The 20,356-nt window shown below is 39.3% G+C and carries 20 protein-coding genes; 13 read left to right on the forward strand and 7 right to left on the reverse strand.

Annotation, left to right across the window (positions count from 1 at the left end; all coding sequences use genetic code 11):
- Window positions 1-16: 16 nt before the first annotated feature.
- Window positions 17-199 (reverse strand): YlaF family protein, encoded by a 183-nt coding sequence (locus NYE63_RS08055; RefSeq protein ID WP_034314013.1) that lies wholly within the window; start codon window positions 197-199, stop codon window positions 17-19.
- A gap of 124 nt (window positions 200-323) precedes the next feature.
- Between NYE63_RS08055 and typA the strand changes: the two genes are divergently transcribed.
- Genes typA through NYE63_RS08070 form a run of 3 tightly spaced genes read left to right on the forward strand, consistent with a single transcriptional unit; the run spans window position 324 to window position 2,791 of the window.
- Complete coding sequence (typA, locus tag NYE63_RS08060; RefSeq protein ID WP_342604746.1) at window positions 324-2,171, forward strand: translational GTPase TypA; 1,848 nt, start codon at window positions 324-326, stop codon at window positions 2,169-2,171.
- A 22-nt stretch (window positions 2,172-2,193) separates the two neighbouring features.
- Window positions 2,194-2,502, forward strand: a complete 309-nt coding sequence (locus NYE63_RS08065; RefSeq protein WP_342604747.1) for a YlaH-like family protein — start codon at window positions 2,194-2,196, stop codon at window positions 2,500-2,502.
- 4 nt (window positions 2,503-2,506) lie between these two features.
- Window positions 2,507-2,791: a hypothetical protein gene (locus NYE63_RS08070; protein WP_063231969.1), complete on the forward strand. Its 285-nt coding sequence runs from the start codon at window positions 2,507-2,509 to the stop codon at window positions 2,789-2,791.
- A gap of 35 nt (window positions 2,792-2,826) precedes the next feature.
- On the opposite strand, the gene NYE63_RS08075 is transcribed toward NYE63_RS08070, so the two are convergent.
- The 3 genes from NYE63_RS08075 to NYE63_RS08085 all read right to left on the reverse strand — a co-directional run bounded on the left by NYE63_RS08075 (window position 2,827) and on the right by NYE63_RS08085 (window position 4,201).
- Window positions 2,827-3,258: a hypothetical protein gene (locus NYE63_RS08075; RefSeq protein WP_342604748.1), complete on the reverse strand. Its 432-nt coding sequence runs from the start codon at window positions 3,256-3,258 to the stop codon at window positions 2,827-2,829.
- On the reverse strand, window positions 3,242-3,442 hold the full coding sequence (locus NYE63_RS08080; RefSeq protein ID WP_072272690.1) for a YlaI family protein: 201 nt from the start codon (window positions 3,440-3,442) through the stop codon (window positions 3,242-3,244). Before NYE63_RS08080 ends, NYE63_RS08075 begins: the two co-directional genes overlap by 17 nt.
- 159 nt (window positions 3,443-3,601) lie before the next feature.
- Entirely contained in the window at window positions 3,602-4,201 is a 600-nt protein-coding gene (locus NYE63_RS08085; protein WP_342604749.1) for a YhcN/YlaJ family sporulation lipoprotein, read from the reverse strand.
- Window positions 4,202-4,468: 267 nt separating this feature from the next.
- On the opposite strand from NYE63_RS08085, the gene NYE63_RS08090 reads away from it, so the two are divergent.
- Complete coding sequence (locus NYE63_RS08090; RefSeq protein ID WP_342604750.1) at window positions 4,469-5,800, forward strand: PhoH family protein; 1,332 nt, start codon at window positions 4,469-4,471, stop codon at window positions 5,798-5,800.
- 63 nt (window positions 5,801-5,863) lie between these two features.
- Here NYE63_RS08090 and NYE63_RS08095 read toward each other — a convergent pair whose 3' ends face one another.
- Window positions 5,864-6,367, reverse strand: a complete 504-nt coding sequence (locus NYE63_RS08095; protein ID WP_342604751.1) for a peptidyl-prolyl cis-trans isomerase — start codon at window positions 6,365-6,367, stop codon at window positions 5,864-5,866.
- A gap of 221 nt (window positions 6,368-6,588) precedes the next feature.
- On the opposite strand from NYE63_RS08095, the gene NYE63_RS08100 reads away from it, so the two are divergent.
- Together NYE63_RS08100 and pyc are read left to right on the forward strand one after the other, a co-directional pair.
- Window positions 6,589-6,870, forward strand: a complete 282-nt coding sequence (locus NYE63_RS08100) for a YlaN family protein (protein ID WP_342604752.1) — start codon at window positions 6,589-6,591, stop codon at window positions 6,868-6,870.
- A gap of 600 nt (window positions 6,871-7,470) precedes the next feature.
- Window positions 7,471-10,908, forward strand: a complete 3,438-nt coding sequence (pyc, locus tag NYE63_RS08105; protein WP_342604753.1) for a pyruvate carboxylase — start codon at window positions 7,471-7,473, stop codon at window positions 10,906-10,908.
- A gap of 191 nt (window positions 10,909-11,099) precedes the next feature.
- Here pyc and NYE63_RS08110 read toward each other — a convergent pair whose 3' ends face one another.
- Window positions 11,100-12,086 carry a heme A synthase gene (locus NYE63_RS08110; protein WP_342604754.1) on the reverse strand — a complete coding sequence of 329 codons (987 nt, stop codon included), beginning with the start codon at window positions 12,084-12,086 and terminating at the stop codon, window positions 11,100-11,102.
- Between the two features lie 600 nt (window positions 12,087-12,686).
- On the opposite strand from NYE63_RS08110, the gene cyoE reads away from it, so the two are divergent.
- The 7 genes from cyoE to NYE63_RS08145 all read left to right on the forward strand — a co-directional run bounded on the left by cyoE (window position 12,687) and on the right by NYE63_RS08145 (window position 19,540).
- Window positions 12,687-13,625, forward strand: a complete 939-nt coding sequence (gene cyoE, locus NYE63_RS08115; RefSeq protein ID WP_342604755.1) for a heme o synthase — start codon at window positions 12,687-12,689, stop codon at window positions 13,623-13,625.
- Between the two features lie 253 nt (window positions 13,626-13,878).
- The gene (gene coxB / locus NYE63_RS08120; protein ID WP_063231963.1) at window positions 13,879-14,961 is read left to right on the forward strand and encodes a cytochrome c oxidase subunit II; all 1,083 of its coding nucleotides are present in this window, start codon (window positions 13,879-13,881) and stop codon (window positions 14,959-14,961) included.
- Between the two features lie 24 nt (window positions 14,962-14,985).
- Entirely contained in the window at window positions 14,986-16,857 is a 1,872-nt protein-coding gene (gene ctaD, locus NYE63_RS08125; protein ID WP_063231962.1) for a cytochrome c oxidase subunit I, read from the forward strand.
- On the forward strand, window positions 16,857-17,486 hold the full coding sequence (locus NYE63_RS08130) for a cytochrome (ubi)quinol oxidase subunit III (protein ID WP_063231961.1): 630 nt from the start codon (window positions 16,857-16,859) through the stop codon (window positions 17,484-17,486). Before ctaD ends, NYE63_RS08130 begins: the two co-directional genes overlap by 1 nt.
- Window positions 17,487-17,489: 3 nt before the next feature.
- A complete protein-coding gene (ctaF, locus tag NYE63_RS08135) occupies window positions 17,490-17,825 on the forward strand; it encodes a cytochrome c oxidase subunit IVB (RefSeq protein WP_048684534.1) in 336 nt (111 codons plus the stop codon).
- A gap of 134 nt (window positions 17,826-17,959) precedes the next feature.
- On the forward strand, window positions 17,960-18,871 hold the full coding sequence (gene ctaG, locus NYE63_RS08140) for a cytochrome c oxidase assembly factor CtaG (RefSeq protein WP_342605708.1): 912 nt from the start codon (window positions 17,960-17,962) through the stop codon (window positions 18,869-18,871).
- A gap of 207 nt (window positions 18,872-19,078) precedes the next feature.
- On the forward strand, window positions 19,079-19,540 hold the full coding sequence (locus tag NYE63_RS08145) for a DUF420 domain-containing protein (protein ID WP_057278459.1): 462 nt from the start codon (window positions 19,079-19,081) through the stop codon (window positions 19,538-19,540).
- A 115-nt stretch (window positions 19,541-19,655) separates the two neighbouring features.
- Here NYE63_RS08145 and NYE63_RS08150 read toward each other — a convergent pair whose 3' ends face one another.
- On the reverse strand, window positions 19,656-20,018 hold the full coding sequence (locus tag NYE63_RS08150) for a YugN family protein (protein WP_034313973.1): 363 nt from the start codon (window positions 20,016-20,018) through the stop codon (window positions 19,656-19,658).
- Window positions 20,019-20,356: the final 338 nt, after the last annotated feature.

Consider the following 20,356-nt stretch of genomic DNA (forward strand, 5'->3'; position numbering starts at 1 on the left):
CAGCGAGTTTTTTATATTATAACTTCCCTGCTTCGCGTAATTTCTTCTTCTGAGTGAAACCGAACCCCATAATTCCGCAAAGTATAACGATTGCAGCTAATATTCCAATTAAGCTTTTTTCAGCAATGAAGATGCCAATGGAGCCGATGCTGGATGTTGCCAATACCGCTAATATTAAGAAATTCCATTTAATATTCATTAATATCACCCCTAATATATCTATTGTACATAATTTCTGTATTTGTTTCTAGTATGTTTGTGATATAATATGTAAGCTAATACTAGTGATACGTTATACACAAACTTTTTTAGGAGTGAATTTTTTGAAATTAAGAGAAAATATTCGTAATATAGCAATCATTGCCCACGTTGACCATGGTAAAACGACGTTAGTGGATCAGTTGCTTAAGCAATCTGGTACTTTCCGTGAAAATGAACATGTGGAAGAACGTGCGATGGATTCTAATGCGATTGAAAAAGAACGCGGAATTACGATTCTTGCGAAAAATACAGCAGTTCAATACCAAGATACAAGAATCAATATTTTGGATACACCTGGTCATGCCGACTTTGGTGGTGAAGTGGAACGGATCATGAAAATGGTTGATGGTGTTCTTCTTGTTGTTGATGCATATGAAGGTTGTATGCCGCAAACTCGTTTCGTGTTGAAAAAAGCATTGGAACAAAAGATCACGCCAATCGTTGTCGTGAACAAAATCGATAAAGATTCTGCACGTCCAGATGAAGTAGTTGATGAAGTAATTGATTTATTCATCGAACTAGGAGCTGAAGAAGAACAGTTAGAATTCCCTGTTGTCTTCACTTCAGGTATTGCTGGTACTGCAAGCTTGGATTCAGATCCTGCTAAACAAGAAAAAGACATGACCCCACTGTTCGAAACAATCGTCGAAACGATCCCTGCACCAATTGATAACTCAGATGAACCGCTTCAATTCCAAGTGGCTTTACTTGACTATAATGATTATGTAGGACGTATCGGTGTTGGCCGTGTATTCCGCGGTAAAATGCATGTAGGTCAACAAGTTTCATTAATGAAACTTGATGGGAAGGTTAAACAATTCCGTGTAACAAAAATCTTTGGTTATATTGGCTTGAAGAAAGTTGAAATCCAAGAAGCTGTTGCCGGTGATTTAATAGCCGTTTCTGGTATGGAAGATATTAACGTAGGGGAAACGGTGTGTCCGACTGAACACCCTGACGCCCTGCCTATCCTACGTATTGACGAGCCAACATTGCAAATGACTTTCCTTGTAAATAACAGCCCATTCGCAGGCCGTGAAGGTAAATTCGTTACTGCTCGTAAGATTGAAGAGCGTTTGAAAAACCAATTGCAAACGGATGTCAGCTTAAGAGTCGAAAATACTGATTCTCCGGATGTCTGGGTTGTTTCAGGTCGTGGGGAGCTTCACCTTTCCATCCTGATCGAAAACATGAGACGTGAAGGTTATGAACTGCAAGTTTCTAAACCTGAAGTTATCGTTCGTTTGATTGATGGTGTCCGTTGTGAGCCAGTTGAACGTGTACAAATCGACGTACCTGAGGAGCACACTGGTTCGATCATGGAATCAATGGGAGCCCGTAAAGGTGAATTGTTGGATATGATCAATAGCGGAAGCGGTCAAGTTCGTTTACTGTTCACGATCCCAGCTCGCGGACTTATTGGCTATTCAACTGAGTTCTTAACGATTACACGCGGATATGGTATCATGAACCACTCATTTGACAGCTACCAACCAATGGCACAAGGTCAAGTCGGCGGAAGACGTCAAGGTGTACTTGTATCCATGGAATCAGGAAAAACTACACAATATGGTATTATGCAAGTAGAAGACCGCGGTGTTATTTTCGTTGAGCCAGGTACGGATATTTATGAAGGCATGATCGTCGGGGAACATAACCGTGATAGCGATTTGACTGTTAATATCGTTAAAGCGAAACAAATGACAAATATGCGTTCAGCAAATAAAGACCAGACTTCTTCCATGAAAAAACCAAGAATCATGTCTCTTGAAGAAGCTCTAGAATATTTGAACGATGACGAGTACTGTGAAGTAACTCCGGATTCAATCCGTCTTCGTAAAAAAATTCTTGATAAAAACGAGCGTGAAAGAGCAGCTAAAAGAAAAAAAGTTGCTGTTGAAGAAAAATAAATAGCAAGAGGAGGAGAAAAGATTGGATATCCAAGAGCGATTATCATTTTTTGCAGCATTGTACAGAGTGGATGAAAATCCTGAAGCAGGAATGTGGTATTTATATTTGACGATCTTTGGATTATGCATCCTTGTCTATCAGTTAGGTTTTGCCAAAAAGTTACCTTTGCTAAAAAATGTGGTCATTTATGTGGTAATGGCACTTGGATGTACCCTTCTTTCTTTCTTTGCAGTGTTTCTTCCTATGGGGGAAGCATTAGTCATCGCTTCGCTTGTTCTGGGGATTTATAGAATCCGTCTTCATAATTCGAGAAAAGAAGAACAGGCTTAAGATAATGAAATCATTACAGGATGCTTTATACAATTGGTTGACGATCAAAGTTGTCTGTGATGCAAGGCCTGATGATACCGCTGCACGCGATACAGAAATGTTTTTCATGCAGATGCTGAAAGACGATCATCAGGTGATAATCGATTCAGTTTCAAAAACAGAACCTTTTTATTTCGTCGAGTATCTTTTGGGAGATGAAATGAAAAAGCAACGTTATCCGATTGAATTGATTGATATCATGTTAGACCAAATTCAGTTAGAGCCAGAGAAGTATAAAAATATCGAGTAATGGTAAAAAGAACCGTGCATACGCACGGTTCTTTTTTATATTGCTTTAGGGAGGGAAAGTCCGTAAAAAAGATGTAAAATTGTCCACAAAAAGAAAGCTGTCAAATCAGAAGGAAGGACAACTTCTGTTTTCGACAGCGCCGATAGTGGAAAGTAAAGCATGATGGCGGGAATGATCGTGATAAAAGCAAGTGCGTATTTGTTCCATTTCCTGAAAATTTTCAAAGGATGAAGAATAAAAACGTAACTAAATGTAATTGCCAGTGAGAATAGGAGGTGGAAAAAGAACAATGATGCCTCACTCCAGGAAACATCTCCGAATACAGGAAGGAAATCGACATTCAATAAAAGCTTATACACTTGTTTACCGGAAAACATTTCGATCCACTTCATAATCACTCCAAGCATAATGCCATTGATGAGACCAATCAGGGAAACTTTATAAAATATTCTACCATTCATCTTCATTTTTGATCGTCCGGTAAAGACGGAAGTTTCCGGTTGCAATCCGCTCGTTCGTACGCTCTTCTATGCGTTGGTTGCATGTATTGCACATATAGGTATGTATAGGACGGTTGCGGAGTTTCTTTGCTTCTGGGCTATCGTCAGGTATAGATTCAATTTGATCGCATATTACACATTTAACTTTCATATTAGTTGAACCTCACTTCAATTTGAATATGCTTTTAAGTATACCAATATTTTTATGGTAAAACGAGGATAAAGTGAAACTAACATTTGAAGGTTATAGTTACCTGGTTCATGGCGGGGATAGAAAAAAACCCGAAGATACACTTCGGGTCAGGAAAATTCATTCTTTAAAGTGATTGGATTGATCATTTTGCTCTTTGTCGAGTTCTGTTCTTTCCGTTTTATCATCAAGTTTATTTTTTTCATTATCGATGTTCTTCGATGGCGTTGGGGTTAAAATATCACCAGGAACCTCCGGGATGACTCGACTAGTGATGTCAGCCAGTTCATTTAGTATCCCAGTTACCGGTTTGCCATCTTTAATATCTTTGGCTACCTCCCTGATCCGTTCATTTAAATCTGGGTCAGCGACGATGATGGCATTTGCACCATCAGGATCATGTTTTAAAGCCTCTCCAACTGAGTACTTAATCGTTCCAACCTGTGAACGTTCAATATCTTGGTCAATATCTATTCCGACGATGGCATATTTGCCAAGTACGACTGCGGTGGCATCGTTCACCTCAGGAATGGATTTAGCCAAACCTGTGAGTCTTTCTGCTGTTTGCTGACCTGTGTGTCTGTCTGCTTCCTTAATGGTCGAATTATTGACTTTCGTTAAATTGTTTTTTGCATTATTTTCAGACACTTCATTTTTATTATCCATTGAGCAACCTGTCATCAACAAAACAGCAGCGAGCGACAATAAGATTTTTTGCAATGTAAAACCTCCTTAATGTTCTTCTTTGGTTCCAGCCTGTCCATCACTGACCAAGTCTGATGCATATAAGTATAAAATGCAGTGAAATATGGTGTAATCAATGTTGGGGATTGCAATCTTTGCTGGAAGTTTTCTTTATAGTCTGTAAATGTTCTTCTATCTTTATGCAAAGGAACATATATTTTATCAACAGTCTCGTCCGCTACATAACTGCTGAGTGTAGTAAATGGTAAGGCATATCCTATAGAGCAGGCAGGAGGCGTCATATTGGGGAAAAAAATCTATGTTTTAGATACAAATGTCCTGTTGCAGGATCCGTATTCGATTTATTCATTCGAAGATAATGAAGTTGTCATTCCAGCAGTCGTATTAGAAGAATTGGATTCGAAAAAAAGGTATATGGATGAAATTGGAAGGAATGCCAGGCAGGTATCGAAATTGATCGATGGCTTTCGAGAAAAAGGGAAGCTTCATCAGAGTATTCCGCTTCATAATGGAGGCAGCATAAGGATTGAACTCAACCACCGTTCATTTCATAAGCTTCAGGAAATTTTTGTGGAGAAAACGAATGATAACAGGATATTGGCAGTCGCGAAAAATTTATCTTTGGAAGAAGAGACGAAGGAAGATGGAAAAACGGTCATTTTGGTTAGCAAAGATACTCTCGTCAGGGTTAAAGCGGATGCCATCGGTCTTGAGGCAGAGGACTTTTTAAATGATCGTGTCGTAGAACTGGACCATATATACGCTGGGCACAAAGAAGTATTTGTATCGATTGATAATCTGAATAAATTTTATGAAAAAAGTTTTCTGTCACTGGAAGAACTGACAAAAGATTCATATTATCCAAATCAATTCCTGTTGATGAAGGACACGCTGGGCAGTTCAGCTTCTGCGATTGGGATAGTGGATGAGAACTGCAGATTCGTTAAGAAGTTGATGTATGAAGGGGAACATATTTGGGGAATTAAACCGAGAAATGTCCAACAGACGATGGCCCTTGATTTGTTGCTTCGTTCGGATATCCAGCTTGTGACGCTCATTGGTAAGGCAGGTACAGGTAAGACTTTATTGGCGTTGGCAACAGGATTGATGCAAACTGAAGATTTGTCACAATATAAGAAACTTCTGGTTGCCAGGCCCATTGTTCCGGTTGGTAAAGATATTGGTTATCTGCCAGGGGAAAAAGAAGAAAAATTAAGACCCTGGATGCAGCCTATTTTCGATAATCTCCAATTTTTGTTCAATACGAAAAAACCGGGTGAATTGGATGCCATTTTAGCAGGCATGAGTTCGATTGAAGTGGAAGCCCTCACCTATATCAGGGGAAGGAGCATCCCGGATCAGTTCATCATTATCGATGAAGCGCAGAACTTAACAAAACATGAGGTCAAGACCATCTTGACCAGAGTCGGGGAGCGGAGCAAAATTGTATTGATGGGAGATCCGGAACAAATAGATCATCCTTATTTAGATGAATATAATAATGGTTTGACCTATGTGGTGGAAAAATTCAAAACTGAGCGTATTGCCGGCCATGTTAAATTGATAAAAGGGGAAAGATCTGGATTGGCCCAACTAGCGGCTACGCTTTTATAATGCGATCGGCAAGGGGTACCCTTGCCGATTGCTCTAAAGTTTTCGGTAAGAATGGACTAAGTCTTATTTAACGGTGAAAGTCCGTACATTTTTTATCGGATCATTGATGTTGGAAGCGTCTCCGAAATAAATTTCCATAGGGCCGCCCTCGGATATTTTAAGCGGCTTTCCATCCTTGGAAAAGCCCAGGAAAAATTCAAGTGCCGTTTCCAATGGGAATGTAAGCTCCTCATCATCGGTTGTAACGATGACTTCAGTTACCCCATTTTCAGGTTCGGCATTTTTTAAAAAAGGTTCAAAAGGGATGCCGAAAGTCCCTTCCAGCAATCTTTGCTTCTCGAACTTTCGTTCCGTTTTTAATGTAGGTGGCATTGTTGCGCCTTCCTGTATTTCTTTTTGCCAATGTTTGGAGGCGGCAATCGTATATTCTTCTAATTCATTGACTTGAACTCTTTCAGCGTGGAAATATGTATCGATTTCAACTTTACGGTCATCAAAAATCCATACTCCAGGATCTAGAGTAATTGGATATTTCACTTTTCCATTTATAAATACGATGGGTTCCAAATATCTCATTCCTTTCTGTTGCTCTTTAATGATTATAATCAATTATAATTGAAATGTCACATCTTCACGATGGTGAACAATTTCCATGGCTGGGTATATTCATATGAGAGGTGATCGTGATATCTCAATGGCAAATTGTTTGTCAATGTCCTTGCTTTTTCACAAAACTAAAGGTAGAATTTAGAGATAAGATTTAATCGCTCTGAGCGGGGGGATTTAACATGGCATCTGATATGCTTGTCAATCATCGAGAAAAAGCTTATGCTTTATTAAAAGCAGATGCTGACAAGATTCTAAAACTGATAAAAGTTCAAATGGAAAATCTCACTATGCCTCAATGTCCTTTATATGAAGAGGTACTTGATACACAAATGTTCGGCCTATCACGAGAAATTGATTTTGCCGTACGTTTAGGTTTGGTAGAGGAAGCCGAGGGTAAATCCCTTTTGGAAACCCTTGAACAGGAATTGTCAGTTTTGCATGAAGCATCATTAAAAAAATAATAGATAAAACATACTAACTCAAACAAATCTCGATGATTGTTTGAGTTTTTTATTTATATACATAATTAACCAATAGTGTTATACTATTTGTTAATAGTGACATACTAATTATTCCGTAGAAGTTCGATTTGAGTTTTTTTTTTAAAATTTTAATGTATAGTGGTCATCTTCACATTTCAAATTTCTCAATAAAATGTGGCATTTTCTGGTCGTATGCCTTTGATTAACAATGGTTTGTTAGTGGGAAGGCAGAGCTAATTCCTTGTTTTTATATACGAATATATGTAATTTTTTATTTTTTTATTGTATTCAGTTAATTTTAGTATTATGGTTATATTAATTGAATGTTAAATCAAATTGATAATATATTATTATAGTTAATTTTCATTTGCTAATGGTGTATGGCTCTTTTTAGTGTTTATCGTACGTAAAAAACAACAATATAAAATATATCAAAATAATTACATAAACGATAAAAAGAGCTTAATCAGATTGATCTCCTAAATTGGGAAATAAAATTTTGAATAAAAAGTGTTTGAAATCTTTCACGCTTTTTTTCTATATATTCAATAAAAATACATATTGATTAGGGTGGTAGCAATGGGGAAACGTATAGAAAAAGTACTTGCGGCAAATCGTGGAGAAATAGCGATAAGGATTTTTCGGGCATGTACGGAATTAGACATTCACACAGTTGCAATCTATTCAAAGGAAGATTATGGTTCTTATCACCGATATAAAGCGGATGAGGCATATTTAGTTGGGGAAGGCAAAAAGCCGATTGATGCATACCTGGATATTGAAGGCATAATTGCGATTGCCAAAATGAGCGGAGTCGATGCGATTCATCCTGGTTATGGTTTCCTTTCAGAAAATATTGAATTTGCGAAACGTTGTGAGGAAGAAGGAATAATCTTCATCGGACCAGAATCAAGACACCTAGATATGTTTGGTGACAAAGTAAAAGCTCGAACACAAGCTGAACTGGCTGATATTCCGGTTATTCCTGGTAGCGATGGACCGGTGACCAGTGTTGAAGAAGTTAAAGAATTTGGTGAACAATATGGGTTTCCAGTTATTATAAAAGCCTCTTTAGGCGGTGGCGGACGCGGAATGCGGATTGTCGAAAAAATCGAAGAAGTTGAAGAGGCTTATGATCGCGCAAAATCAGAAGCTAAAGCAGCTTTTGGTAATGATGAAGTCTATGTTGAGAGATTCATACAAAATCCGAAACATATCGAAGTTCAGATTTTGGCTGATACTCATGGGAATATCGTCCATTTATATGAACGTGACTGTTCCGTTCAGAGACGGCATCAAAAAGTTGTGGAAGTGGCACCTTCCGTTTCCCTTTCCGAGGATTTAAGGGAAAGGATTTGTGAGGCAGCCGTCAAGTTGGCAAAAAATATTGATTATGTGAACGCTGGTACGGTCGAGTTCCTTGTCGCCAATGGCGAATTTTACTTTATTGAAGTCAATCCACGGGTGCAGGTTGAGCATACCATTACTGAAATGATTACGGGCATTGATATCGTTCAATCTCAAATCATGGTAGCTGAAGGGCATGAACTTCATGGTAAAAAGATCGGGATTCCCGAACAAGCAGGAATTAAAACTCATGGATATGCGATTCAATCAAGGGTGACGACTGAGGACCCATTGAATAATTTCATGCCTGATACCGGCAAAATGATGGTTTACCGTTCCGGTGGGGGATTCGGTGTTCGTCTGGACGCTGGAAATGGGTTCCAAGGTGCGGTCATCACGCCATATTATGATTCCCTTCTCGTTAAACTTTCTACTCATGCGCTTTCATTTGAGCAGGCAGCTTCCAAAATGGTTCGTAACCTTAAGGAATTCAGGATTCGTGGTATTAAAACAAATATCCCCTTCCTTGAAAATGTTGTAAAACATGAAAAATTCATAAATGGGGAATATGATACATCATTCATTGATTCAACACCGGAACTATTTAGCTTCCCAATCAGAAAAGACCGTGGGACAAAAATGCTTTCATATATCGGAAATGTGACCGTGAATGGATTCCCAGGAGTCGAGAAAAAGAAAAAACCTGTTTTTGATCCAGCTCCAATTCCGAATGTTGGTGGCCTGCCGCTTATCTCGGGTACAAAAAATATACTTGAACAGCAAGGTGCAGAGGGACTGGTCAATTGGATCAAAGAACAGAAAGAGGTGTTGATCACCGATACGACTTTCCGTGATGCACATCAATCATTACTGGCGACGAGAATTAGGTCGAAAGATATCCTGGATATCGCTGAGCCTACAGCAAAACTACTTCCTGATTTATTTTCAATGGAAATGTGGGGCGGGGCAACTTTCGATGTCGCATATCGCTTCTTGAAAGAAGATCCATGGGACAGGCTGTTAAGTTTCAGGAAAAAAGCACCGAATGTCTTATTACAAATGCTTTTAAGGGCTTCAAATGCAGTTGGTTATAAAAATTACCCTGATAATGTCATTCGTGAATTCGTAGAGAAATCAGCGGATGCAGGCATAGATGTTTTCCGTATCTTCGATAGTTTAAACTGGGTTAAAGGGATGGAATTGGCTATTGATGCAGTCCGTCAATCCGGAAAAATTGCGGAAGCGGCCATTTGTTATACCGGGGATTTGAATGATCCATCACGCAGCAAGTATAATATCGACTACTATAAAAATATGGCAGTGGAATTAGAACATGCCGGTGCCCATATTTTAGCGATCAAGGATATGGCTGGACTCTTGAAACCTGAAGCTGCTTACCGCCTTGTTTCGGAACTGAAGGAAACTACATCCCTTCCGATCCATTTGCATACTCATGATACAAGCGGAAATGGAATTTATATGTATTCGAAAGCGATTGAAGCTGGTGTGGATATCGTTGATACGGCGATTGGTTCTCTAGCTGGACTAACCTCGCAGCCAAGTGTACAAACACTTCGTTATGCATTGGAGGGGTCAAGCAGACAGCCTAAATTGGAAGTCGATTCACTTGAGCGTTTAGGAGAATACTGGGGAGAGGTCAGGAAATTCTATCATGACTTCGAAAGCGGCATGAATGCACCTCATACCGAGGTTTACAAACACGAGATGCCGGGCGGTCAATATAGTAATCTGCAGCAGCAAGCCAAAGCAGTGGGGTTGGGAGACCGCTGGCATGAAGTTAAAGAAATGTACCAGCGCGTCAATGTAATGTTCGGAGATATCGTTAAGGTAACTCCTTCTTCCAAAGTTGTTGGGGACATGGCTTTATTCATGGTTCAAAATAACCTGTCTGAAGAAGATGTTCTGACAAAAGGCAAATCCATCGATTTCCCTGATTCAGTTATAGAGTTATTCGAAGGCTATCTGGGTCAGCCAGTTGGGGGATTCCCTAAAGAGCTTCAGGACGTTATCCTGAAAGGGAAGAAACCTATAACAGTGAGACCGGGCGAATTATTGGAAGAAGTGGACTTTGCAGCTCTTAAAGAAGAATTATTCCAGGAATTGGGACGGGCAGTCACTGATTTCGATGTACTTGCATATGCACTATATCCAAAAGTATTCTTGGACTACAATAAAACGATTGAGCTGTTTGGAGATGTTTCCAACCTCGATACCGCTACTTTCTTATATGGAATGAGGCTAGGGGAAGAAATCGAAGTTGAAATTGAAAAGGGTAAAACGCTCATCGTAAAATTGGTTTCAATCGGTCAGCCATTGCCTGATGGAACACGGGTTGTGTATTTTGAGTTGAATGGTCAATCACGTGAAGTGATCATCAAGGATGAAAACATTAAATCTTCCGTTGTATCAAAAATGAAAGCTGACCCAAAAAATAAAGAACAACTCGGTGCTACAATGCCAGGTACGGTTATTCGTGTAGTGGTCGAGAAAGGCGATCAGGTCAAGCAGGGTGATCACCTGATCATTACGGAAGCGATGAAAATGGAAACTACCGTGCAAGCACCATTCTCCGGGACCATAAAAGATATTTATGTAAAAGATGGAGAAGCGATCAGTACTGGAGACTTATTGATTGAAATAACTAAGTAATATCGCTGACTGTGACCTTTTGAATGATTTGGGGTATATGGGGTATGCTTAAGGTTTCAAGCTGTTCTGTACCCTCTTTTTAGGCAATGTACAGTCATCTAAGCACTCTCTAGGATAAAATAAAAACCACCATTCTCTGGAATGGTGGTTTTTATTTTATCCTATTATATTATTGATTGAACAATCAGATATTAACGGGCGGGTAACGTCGGTGTTATATCCGGTTCATCCTGTCCTTTGACTGTTTGCGTGGAGTTTCTTTTTTGCTTTGCTAGGGCATTTTTTTTGCTTCTTGATGTCAATAGCATCAAATAGCTCATTACACCAAAAAAGCAGGCAATGAATAATGCGTGTGTCAATGCGATATATAAGTTTTGCCTTGAGAAAATGATAAAGGCTCCAGCGGTAACCTGTAAAAATACAAGAATGAATGCAGCAATCCAACCGCCATATAACACTTTCTGATTTTTGTAATGTCTTGTTGCGATATAAGCCACATATGATACCCAAATGAAAATAGCGCCTGCCATTGCACGGTGCCCCATCTGAATCCATTCATAAAGGTTGGAGGGGAGTGCAAGACTATCATTTACACATAAAGGCCAATCCTTACAGATAAGACTTGATTCTGTATGCCTTACAAGAGCACCCGTATATACGACTACCAGACAAAAAATCAATACGCCAATAATATGGAATTGCATTCGTTTGTCAACTATAAGTTTTTCGGCTTCGAACTTCTTGTCTACTTCGAAAATCAACAGTGTCAGTAAAAAGACGGCAGCAAAGGAAATGAGCGATATGCCAAAATGAAGGGCAAGAACGAAATCGGATTGTGACCAAATGACGGCAGCCGCTCCGATCAACCCTTGTAGTAACAGAAAACCAAAAGAAAGGACGGATAAGAAACGCGCTTCACGGATATGGCCGATTTTTTTCCAAGACATATACGATAAAATTAAAACCAAGAATCCTCCAGCACCTGAAACGAGTCGATGGGAAAGCTCAATGACCAATTCAATCGTGATTTTGTCCGGGATCAATTGCCCATTGCACAATGGCCAGGACCTGCCGCATCCCATGCCGGAATCCGTCTTCGTGACTAAAGCTCCACCAAGTAAGATGAAAAGCATTACAATCGTTGTTAAAACAGCAAACCATTTAAGAGACGATTTCACTAGTAGTCCCACCTTTTTCTCTGTAGCAAATTAGGGTTGTTCCATAAAAATAATAATAGCATAAGATTTTTCATAATATTTGTCGAACTTCCTCGATATTACACAAAATAGAATGATTTTACAAGTTCAGTTAATATTATAACTATTAATTAAAATGCCTGAAATAGTTGAAAGTTACAAAAGACTTTGATAGAAATAAAGGGAGTGTAAACCTTTAAGTAGGAGCAAAATAGGGATAGAGCCTAGGGGATGATGATAATAGCATACTATTCATGTTCTTGATGAACATCTTACAAGAGCAGTAAATTATTGAGACACAAATTGGTCAAAAATATCCGAAAAATTTTCACAAAAGCTTCCAAAAATGTGTTTTAATATATTGAAGAAATGATTTTACTAAATTTTACTGTTATTAAGCATGATATTAAGAATGATAGCTCTCGATGGATTCCATTGACAACGGTCATTGGTAAATAATTTACTTTTTGTTTACGCTTCCTTGGTTACAAATATCAAAAAGTATGAAATAATGTTCTATAGCATATGTAAGTATTTTTTTGCATTTGCGTCTGTGCTGAATGATTTAAAGGAGGAAAACAAATGTCAGAAACAAGGGGTTTGTCAGAAGCTGTCATGGAGGACAGTAAAGCCGCCCTTCAATCGGATATACCTGAAACAACAGCTTGGAAGGATTTTCTCGCACTTATAAAAGTGGGGATTGTCAATTCAAATATAATTACAGCTTTTACCGGCGTGTGGTTAGCTCTTCATTTTTCGGGGCTTAGCTTCTTAAGCAATCTAGATGTAGTGTTTTATACACTTGCAGGTTCGGCGCTCATAATGGCGGGATCTTGCAGTTTCAATAATTATTATGACCGTGATATCGATCATTTAATGGAAAGAACGAAAAACCGTCCAACGGTAACTGGAAAAGTACAGCCTTCAAAGGTATTGGTGTTAAGTTTCGGCTTAATTGCTGCAGGGCTGATTTTACTTGCATTGACTAATATGACAACTGCCATACTAGGTGCATTGGGCGTCTTCGCCTATGTTGTTTTATATACCATGGTTTTCAAACGTAGATTTGTCTCGAATACGATTATAGGCAGTATATCCGGAGCGGTGCCTCCACTTATCGGGTGGGCTGCAGTCGACCCGGGCCTTGATAAGATCGCCTGGGTCCTGTTCGCGATCATGTTCTTGTGGCAGCCTCCTCATTTTTATGCACTTGCAATGAGGCGTGTCGAAGAATATCGTGCAGCTGGAGTACCTATGCTTCCGGTCGTGAAAGGGTTCAAGGCCGCAAAAAGATCGATTATGCTATGGATCATCTGTTTAATGTTCGTTCCTTTCTTTTTAACTCCATTAGGAACTCCACTAGTTATTCTTGCTGCATTATTGAGCACAGGTTGGCTTATTTTGGGGATTAAGGGGTATAAAAAGAAAGATGATGTTAAATGGGCAACCTCCATGTTTGTATATTCTTTAAATTATATGACCATTTTATTTGTAGCGATGGTTATTGTTACACTCATCTAGTTTTGGTTAAAATAAGCTGGCAGCCTGTTCTTTTTCAGGCTCCAGCTTACTCATAAATAATGCACTGACCGCCATTCATACATATTAACGGAACCAACGGGGTCATACATAAGAGCGGTTACATTCAACATCTTAATAATTCCTTAGATTAGGGATTCTTTCTTTTTAGAAATTGACATAGAGAGAATATTCGCAATTGCGCCCATTTTTATTTTTGTGAGAAAATTTTGACGAAAGAGGGGTTTCTGAGGCTATGAAAAAAAGGCTGCACAAATGGCGCCTGATTGCTCTGCTGGGTATTGTAGGACTTGTCCTTTCGGGCTGCGGCGAACCATTTCTATCCGCGCTGAAGCCAGCTGGCGATGTTGCGCAATCTCAGTATGACTTACTGATATTGAGTACACTAATCATGGTACTGGTTATTATTGTTGTGATTATTTTGTTCGTTGTAGTTTTACTGCGCTTCCGTCGGAAGAAAGGCGACGAAACAATACCGAAACAAATTGAAGGAAGTCATAAACTCGAAATTATCTGGACTGTTATTCCTATCCTTCTTTTAATTGTTCTGGCTGTTCCAACTGTCGTCACGACTTTCGACTTAGCCGACACAAAGGCAATGGACAAGAAAGATAAGGATGGAAAAACGAAAGATGCACTTGTCGTGAATGTTAGGGCGAACCTTTATTGGTGGGAGTTTGAATATCCAGACCTTGGCGTTGTAACAAGTCAGGATTTGGTAGTGCCAACAGATCAAAAAGTGTATTTCAATCTAACTGCATCCGATGTAAAGCATTCATTCTGGGTACCGTCTGCCGGAGGAAAGATGGATACAAATACAGAAGGAGTCAATCAGTTTTACTTAGAATTCGACAGTAAAAAGGCAGAAGATTCGAACAACTTGTTTTACGGGAAATGTGCTGAACTTTGCGGTCCTTCACATGCTTTGATGGATTTTAAGGTCGTACCGAAGTCTAAAAGCGATTTTGAAGCTTGGACTAAAGATATGAAAGCCGCGAAGGAACCTGTCGTTGAAGGTGATCTGGCCAAACAGGGTGAAGATGTCTTTAATCAAAGTTGTATAGGCTGCCATGCGGTGACACCAAATGACAGCAGGCCTGAGGCTGCACGTAAGGCTCCGAACCTGGCTACATTCGGTGAACGTCAAAAAGTAGCTGGCGTATTGGATCATACGGAAGAGAATGTGAAAAAATGGATCAAGGATCCTGAGAAGTATAAACCGGGCAATACGATGACCGGTACTTACGGCGAACTTTCAGATTCAGATATTAATGCACTGGCAGCTTATCTATTAGAGCTTAAGGTGGAAGACAAATAGAACATTGATTAAGGAGGTTAAATCGTGAGTACGTACGCTAATAAAAAAGGATTTGGCGCTACGATTTGGGATTATCTGACGACGGTAGACCATAAGAAAATCGCCATATTATATCTTATCTCTGGCGGGTTATTCTTTGTAATCGGCGGTTTGGAAGCGATGTTTATCCGTATCCAGCTTGCAATCCCAAATAATGACTTCGTAAGTGCCGGATTTTATAATGAAATATTGACCATGCACGGTACGACAATGATATTTCTGGCGGCCATGCCATTGGTATTTGCTGTAATGAATGCGGTTGTACCATTACAAATAGGGGCACGTGATGTTGCGTTCCCATTTTTGAACTCATTAGGTTTTTGGTTGTTTTTCTTTGGGGGAATCTTTTTAAATCTTTCATGGTTTTTAGGGGGGGCTCCAGATGCAGGCTGGACATCGTATGCATCACTTTCCCTGCACTCCGAAGGCCATGGCATTGATTTTTACGTCCTCGGACTACAAATTTCAGGTTTTGGAACACTAATTGCAGGGATCAATTTCCTTGTTACCATTATTAATATGCGTACGCCTGGTATGACATATATGCGTATGCCGCTGTTTACCTGGTCAACTTTCGTTGTTTCTGCATTGATATTATTCGCTTTTCCTCCGCTTACCGTGGGATTGGTGTTAATGATGTTCGATCGGATGTTTGGCGCGAATTTCTTTGATGTAGCGGCAGGGGGAAATACGATTATTTGGGAGCATTTATTCTGGATATTCGGTCACCCGGAAGTTTATATCCTGATTCTTCCGGCGTTCGGTATTTTTTCCGAAATTTTCGCTACATTCTCCAGAAAAAGACTGTTTGGTTATTCATCGATGGTATTTGCAACCGTTTTAATCGGTTTCTTAGGTTTCATGGTTTGGGCGCACCATATGTTTACCACTGGTCTAGGTCCGATCGCAAATGCAATCTTTGCCGTGGCGACCATGGCTATCGCTGTACCGACGGGTATTAAGATATTCAACTGGATTTTTACGATGTGGGGAGGAAGCGTCAAGTTCACGGTTCCGATGCTTTATGCAGTTGCCTTTATTCCTACATTTACAATGGGTGGCGTGACAGGTATCATGCTCGCATCTGCACCTGCTGATTATCAATACCATGATAGTTATTTCGTTGTTGCTCATTTCCACTATGTAATCGTCGGTGGGGTCGTATTAGGTTTACTGGCTGGAATCAATTTCTATTGGCCGAAGATGTTTGGAACAATGTTAAGCGAAAAATTGGGGCAAATCACATTTTGGACGTTCTTGATTGGTTTCCATTTAACATTCTTCATTCAACATTTCTTAGGTTTGATGGGAATGCCTCGTCGAGTATTTACATTCTTGGACGATCAAGGTTTCAATACAGGTAATATGATTAGTACTGTTGGAGCCTTTTTGATGGCATTTGGGGTCTTGGTGATGGTTATCAATATCATCATTACATCTGTGAAGAATGAAAAAGTCGGCAATGATCCTTGGGGAGATGGCCGTACGCTTGAATGGGCCATTCCATCACCACCGCCGTTTTATAATTTTAAACAACTTCCGTTAGTCCGCGGATTAGATCCTTACTGGGTTGAAAAAATGGAAGGGAAAAAGGAAATGACTCCTGCAGAACCACTTGGGGATATCCATATGCCCAATTCATCCATTCTTCCTTTAACGATTGCTTCCGGTTTATTTATCGCCGCATTCGGTGCTTTATACCATATGGATGATAAGACATGGACCCTGCCTATAATGATTGTTGGACTTTTGGTAACATTTGGTTCAATGTTTATTCGTTCAGTTAAAGACGATCATGGGTACCATATTCATAAAGAAGACCTTATGGACGATAAAGACAAGGGAGGTAAGGCATAATGCAAGCAGATGAAAGATTCACGGATGCTACTTGGCCTGCTTCTCCCGAGAAAGCGACTTTAGAAGGTAAAAATAAGTATTTGGGATTCTGGTTGTTTCTTGGTGGAGAGACGGTATTATTCGCCTCACTATTTGCAACTTACCTGGCATTGAAGGATAAAGTTCCAAATGGTGATGCAGCCCTAGCTAAAGATTTATTCGAATTACCACTTACTTTTGTAGCAACCATGCTGTTATTGACCAGTTCATTGACTAGTGTGTATGCGATGTACCATATGAAAAATAACCACTTTAAACAAATGCAGGCTTGGCTTGTGATTACGGTTGCCCTTGGTTTTGGTTTTCTTGGACTCGAGATTTATGAATTTAATCACTATGTTCATGAATTCCATCATACATTTACGAGTAGTGCCTTCGGCTCCGCGTTTTATACGTTAGTTGGCTTTCACGGAGGACACGTTGCTTTCGGTCTTGTTTGGATCATATCTCTTATGGTTCGTAATGCAAGAAGGGGCTTGAATTTATATAACGCTCCTAAATTTTTTGTTGCAAGTCTTTATTGGCATTTCATTGACGTAGTCTGGGTGTTTATCTTTACTGTCGTATACTTAATGGGAATGGTGGGATAACTGATGGCGAATGAACAATCAAATTCAGCGAACCCGAATGTCGATTTAAAATATCGCCGTAAGAAAAATGCTGAAGAGATGAAACACCAAGTGATATCATTTACACTTATGATTTTCTTTACATTACTTGCTTTTGCTGCAGTAGGAATTGAGGGTTTTTCACATTGGTTCATTAAACCAGTCATTTTGCTGCTGGCAGTTGTACAAGTGATTTTCCAATTGTATTATTTCATGCACATGAAGCATAAAGGGCATGGCACCATTGCATTGTTCTTATTTTCCGGCCTTGCAGTAGGCTTGATAACAGTCCTTGTGTTCACAACGATTGTTTGGTTATAAACCATAAAGAAAATCGGCTATTGAATGATAGCCGGTTTTCTTTATTTTTCTAGAAAAAGTATCCAGGTTTATCTATATTTGTTACCATGTTTCATTTTAGGTATAATGAAAGTAAGAAAAAGTTTATGAACGAGGTGATTTCTTTGTCTATTGATATTTTCGGATTTCGCGCTCTGTGGAGTCCTTATTATTTTGCCGCCCTCGTACTAATAACCGTTGGCTATTTTTGGCTGGTGACAAAAAAAAGGGAGAAGTTTTCGGATAGTTCATCGCTTTCCGCTAAACAGGCAACTTATTTTTTGATAGCCATGCTCCTTCTATATGTGGTAAAAGGATCGCCACTGGATTTATTGAGCCATATCATGTTCAGTGCCCACATGTTTCAAATGGCACTGCTCTATCTTGTGATTCCGCCTTTATTTATCATAGCGATTCCAGATTGGCTTATGAGAACTTTCATAAATTCAAGGGGAGTGAAGACGTTATTTCAATTTTTCACGAGACCTCTTATCGCCCTTTTACTTTTTAATGTTCTTTTCTCGTTGTACCATATCCCGTTAGTATTCGACTTTATTAAAACGGGGATGTGGTTTCATGCCGGATACACGGTCCTTTTATTTACGACTGCTGTTTTGATGTGGTTCCCACTTGTCAATCAACTGCCGGAACGTGAAAGTCTGTCAGGTGTGAAAAAAGTAGCTTATATTTTCGGCAGTGGCATTCTAATGACCCCTGCTTGCGCTTTAATCATTTTTGCTAATGATCCGATGTATGATACATTTACCAACGCGGAATCTTGGGCCAGTGCCATGGAACTCTGCGTTCCGGCTTCAGCGCTGTCGGGCTTAACGCTCAGTGGCCCAGAAATGTTCAATGGACTGCCATTGCTTGAGGATCAACAGCTTGGTGGGGTTCTGATGAAGGTGATTCAAGAAATCGTTTTAGGCTATGTATTAGGTGTCATTTTCTTTGCTTGGTTCAAAAAGGAGAATGGCGGCCAAAATGATATCGATCCGATGCCTTCGGATTTTCAGACTGTAGAATAATTGTAAGATAAAAGACTTGTCTTGAGGCGGACAAGTCTTTTATCTGCCATGGCCTGATTTTCGATTTAAATCAAATAGCCAGTGATTTGACTTGGCAATTCTATAAAAGTGAGCATTCTGTTAATAATCCTTGATTTTATTGAATTTTATGATTGCCTCTTATAAAATGGTAGTTGATTAATAAATATAGAGAGGACTACAATTCATATGTCTTTACCAATCCTTCCAACGATAAGTACAGCCTTCATTGTATTAAGTGCCATCACTGTTGCAATAGGCTGGTATCAAATTAAACAACGCAAAATCGAGACCCATAAAAAAACCATGATGGCAGCTGCGGTTTTTGCAGTAATCTTTTTCACTATATATCTTTCTCGGACGGTCTTCATTGGTAGTACGTCATTTGGCGGACCCGATGACATTAAAATTTATTATACGATTTTTTTGATCTTCCATATAACGCTTGCAACGACTGGAGCTGTTTTGGGGATTATCATGCTTACCACTGGGTTTAAAGGTAAATTCGCCATTCATAAAAAAATCGGGCCTGCGACAAGCATCATTTGGTTTTTCACTGGGATTACTGGTGTAGCTGTTTACATACTGCTTTATGTCATTTATCATGGCGGCGAAACAACATCTTTAATAAAGGCGATCCTAGGATTTTAAAATAACGAAAAAGCCTGGTGCAAAAAAAGCATCAGGCTTTTGTAATGGATACAAAAAAAAAGAGAGCATCACACATGATCCTCTCTCTTTGTACCTCACTTTTCACTAACGGCTTTTACAGACCGTTGAATTGTGTAAGTTCTTCTTTGATTTGAGCGAGGATTTTTTCACTTTGTTTAACTAGTGAAGCAGGGAAATCCTCTCCTTCGCCATATTCAACTCCGTGTGGATAATAGTGTTTTCCTAATAGAGGAACCATTAGTTTGATGACGGCCCTGTGAGCGCCTACATCGCCCTCTGTAGCATAGCCAAGTATTCTCAGGTAAAACGTGCCTTCTTTTAATTCGAACTTACGATCGTAACTGACTCTTTCGTAATCCCATTGTTCTGCACGTATTAAACCATACTGCGGCATTAGGTCATCTAATCGGTTTAAGTCGGCTGTGATGTTTTCGATTCCAAAGCTTTCAAATTTCACGAGTAGTACCTCCTATGTTTACTATTGAGAATTAAAATGACATACCGGGAAAATATTATGTACATGAATATATTAAAAATCTCCAAGTATGTTTATAATATACCATTTTATCCTATATTTTATAATAGTACGAAATGGTGGAAGTTGCAATGAACTCAACTATGGTATTTTAATCATTCACAAAAGTACCATTTTTTAAATAAATATTTAATGTAGGGGCAGTCTATCGTAAATTAGAAAATTATGATTGAACAGTGATATAATCAGGAAAGAAAGGTTTTTGCATTGGATACATAAATTAGATAGAGAGAGGGAGTGTTCCTCTGCGCAGTTTAGGT

Origin of the sequence: Peribacillus sp. FSL E2-0159, assembly GCF_038643155.1 — a bacterium.
In the GTDB taxonomy this organism is placed as follows: Bacteria; Bacillota; Bacilli; order Bacillales; family DSM-1321; genus Peribacillus; species Peribacillus simplex.